The organism is Winogradskyella sp. ECml5-4, assembly GCF_036903175.1.
Classification (GTDB): Bacteria; Bacteroidota; Bacteroidia; order Flavobacteriales; family Flavobacteriaceae; genus Winogradskyella; species Winogradskyella damuponensis.
Genome location: NZ_JAYJLF010000042.1, coordinates 1 through 3113 on the forward strand (window position 1 = coordinate 1; position 3113 = coordinate 3113).

The 3113-nt window shown below is 29.1% G+C and carries 3 protein-coding genes; all 3 read left to right on the forward strand.

From position 1 onward, the window contains the following. Window positions 1-152: 152 nt before the first annotated feature. The 3 genes from VDP25_RS17420 (at window position 153) to VDP25_RS17430 (ending at window position 2860) form a co-directional block, all read left to right on the forward strand. Complete coding sequence (locus VDP25_RS17420) at window positions 153-941, forward strand: hypothetical protein (RefSeq protein WP_334471879.1); 789 nt, start codon at window positions 153-155, stop codon at window positions 939-941. Window positions 942-1181: 240 nt separating this feature from the next. Beyond that, window positions 1182-2291 carry an ImmA/IrrE family metallo-endopeptidase gene (locus tag VDP25_RS17425; RefSeq protein WP_334471881.1) on the forward strand — a complete coding sequence of 370 codons (1110 nt, stop codon included), beginning with the start codon at window positions 1182-1184 and terminating at the stop codon, window positions 2289-2291. Beyond that, complete coding sequence (locus VDP25_RS17430) at window positions 2288-2860, forward strand: DUF4411 family protein (protein ID WP_334471883.1); 573 nt, start codon at window positions 2288-2290, stop codon at window positions 2858-2860. The genes VDP25_RS17425 and VDP25_RS17430 overlap by 4 nt, the downstream gene beginning before the upstream one ends. The last annotated feature ends 253 nt before the right edge of the window (window positions 2861-3113 follow it).

Consider the following 3113-nt stretch of genomic DNA (forward strand, 5'->3'; position numbering starts at 1 on the left):
CGCATATAAAAAATAGCTGAGACATTGATATCATTTATTTTTCGTTTCTTTATAGAAGATATTTAAATCCGAAAAGCAGTTGATCATCAAGACGCTACTTTTCATATACGCGCACCGTTGCCACACATTTGAGAAAAACCGAATTCCATAGAATGAACAGACTAATTTTAATAATATTTATTTCTATTCCATTTTGGAGTTTTGGACAAATTGAAAATAAATGGCAACCCGATAGTATATACAAAAACCGACAAGTAAAGAAAATATTTGTCTATTTGAATTCACCAAAAGACTTATCAGAAATTGTTGAATTTGACCGAACTGGAAAAAGAATACGCTCGACAAAATTTAGTGCGTCTTATAATCGTAAAACCCGAAAACACAAATCAACCGACAAAATAAATCATTATGAATACGACTCTCAAAATCGATTAATTAAAATAATAGACTCAATAGGGAAAGATTCAATAATATTTAAATATGGAATAAATAATAAACTAATTTCATCAAGAAAAAATTTGGGAAGTTTTGTCTATAAAACGAATTACTACTACGAACCATTTAAATCGACAACAACGCAGAAAAAGGATTCAATAGTAGTTTACGAAAAGACAAAAGAATATGAAAAGGACTTTTATGTTAGTAGATTTTTCGGTTATTATTTAGAGCCAAAACTAAAAAAAGTAAAAACGACAGAAAACGGAATAACAAATACTTTAGCATATTCTGACCAAACCGATTTACAAAGGTTTGAGGATAACAAAACAATCAATAACAGTTTTAACGAAAAAGGTCAACTTATAAAATCAGATATTAAGTCAATATTTATGAATGACCGAATTAATGAATATGAACTGAATTACAGATATTACGAAAACGGACTTTTAAAAAGCGTTCGTGGATATGTACCAAGATATTTCAAATATGAATTTTGGGAATAAAAAACGTGTGGCAACAACGTGTATAATTAATGGCTGGTTCTCGCCTACTTACGAAAATCCTCGCGGATTTTCTATTCGGTTTGTATTTGCTAAATTAGGTGCTTAAACACGCCACTAATCATACACAAAACCGTTAGCCACAAGCTGAACCAAGAACTAAATTTGTACCTTTGACCTCTGAAATAAAAAATATTCTTGAAAGTAGAACATAACATATCTCGATTAAAGCACTTACTGAAAATGTACAAGCTTTCAGTATCTGAATTTTTATCGAAAATCAGCGATGGATTAAAACGACCTATCTCTGAAAAAGATGTTTTTTCCGAAAGAATAGAAATTGGACATTTAAAAAGAATCGATAAACTTTTTGAAAAGGGAATTCATTATTATTTAGACCCAAAAGCACCTGAAAATTCAAAAGAAGCGAGTGTCTTTTTTAGAAAAGAAAATTTTGGAACTGACTTAAATTTCAGAGCTAAAAAAATAGTTAGCCAATTTGAGGAACTGAAAATATCTATTTCTGCTATTGCTAAATTAGCAGAATTAGACACAAAAAGAAAAATCCCAAAATTCAGCATAAAAGACAATCCGGAAAAAGTAGCTAACGAGTTTAGAAAAATTCTTTATCCAAGTTTCACATCTAAACGTAGAGATTTTCTTAAAGCACTAATTTCAAAGTTTGCAGAAAGTAACATTTTAGTTTTTGAGTTTGTAGAAACTCACAATAGAAAAGAGAAAGCGAATATTGATGGCTTTTTTCTTAAACCAAATGTTATTGTATTAAAAAGACATCAATCCTTTAGAAGAGAAATATTCACGTTAGCTCACGAACTAGGTCATTTTTTACTCAACAAAGAAGAAATTGAATTACTCGATTATAATGTAATTGCTGACAAACATTTATCATCTATTGAAAGATGGTGTAATGATTTTGCTTATTATTTTTTAGTCGGAGAATATGGAGAAATGCTTAAAAATATTGAACCAGCCAAAGCTTCAAATGATTACCATTTTGATTTAATAAAAACAGTTTCTGAAAACACTCATTTGAGTCAAATCGCCTTATTTACAAGGTTATTATTTAAAAATCAAATTAGTCAATCTAACTATAATAAAGTAAGGAATGACTTTGAAGAACAATTCAAAAAATTTCAAGAAGAAAAAGAAAGAGAAAAGGAATTACAAAAAGAAAAAGGTATTAAAATAAGAGGTTCAGTTGCACAACCAATTTCTTCGCCTTTATTTATATCAACAATTCAAACAGCATTTTACGAAGGAATTATAAACGAATACGACGTTTGTAAGAAACTGAATATAAAGCCTGAAAAATTAGATAAATTTATTCAATGATAGTAGTAATCGATACAAGTTCTTTGTTGTCCTTGGTTCGTTACTACTTACCATTTGACCAAAATAATAAGCTTTTTAATTTCATCAAGAAAGAAATACAAAATCACAACATAATAGTGATTGATGAAGTTTTAAACGAATGCAAAATGGTTTCTGGAAAATTGGTTGTGAAAAAATTGGATTTTTTGATTGACAAGGACTTTTTAAAAGCACATAAAATTCCAGTTAAAACGGAGAATTTAATTCCACCTTCACCTAAAAAATTCTACAATCTTGTTGATAATAATTTTATAACGTCTAATGCTAAAAAATTAAATAGTGCTCAATTTGAACAACGAAAAAAGGAATTTTTAGATTCAGCAGACGCAAGAATGATTATTTATTTGCTAACTCAAATCAGCAAAAATTCATTTGAAAAAATCATTCTTGTTACAGAAGAAACAGAAGGAAGTAATGACTTAAAGGCGTTCAAAAAATTACCAGCTATTAGTAAGATTTTAGACATTGAGGTAAAGACGTTACCTGAACTATTAGAATTATATACTGATATAAACTTCTCGTTTGAATAAGAAAAGCCAGTGGCTAACAACGTATATAATCCATTGCTAGTTCTAGCCTACTTACGAAAATCCTCGCGGATTTTCTATTCGATTTTTATTTGCTAAATTACGTGCTAAACCACGCAACGTATCATATACAAAACCGTTAGCAAACATTTGATGAACAACCTCAAAGCCATATACATATTATTAGTTTTTTGTCTATTTTCTTGCAAAAAGTCAACGGAATTAAAAACTGAAAAAGCAACTCTGAATAAAACGG

Excerpts from the sequence above, each read along its gene's own strand:
- VDP25_RS17420 (WP_334471879.1), top strand. The coding sequence starts at position 153 with ATGAACAGACTAATTTTAATAATATTTATTTCTATTCCATTTTGGAGT.
- VDP25_RS17425 (WP_334471881.1), top strand. The coding sequence starts at position 1,182 with ATGTACAAGCTTTCAGTATCTGAATTTTTATCGAAAATCAGCGATGGA.
- VDP25_RS17430 (WP_334471883.1), top strand. The coding sequence starts at position 2,288 with ATGATAGTAGTAATCGATACAAGTTCTTTGTTGTCCTTGGTTCGTTAC.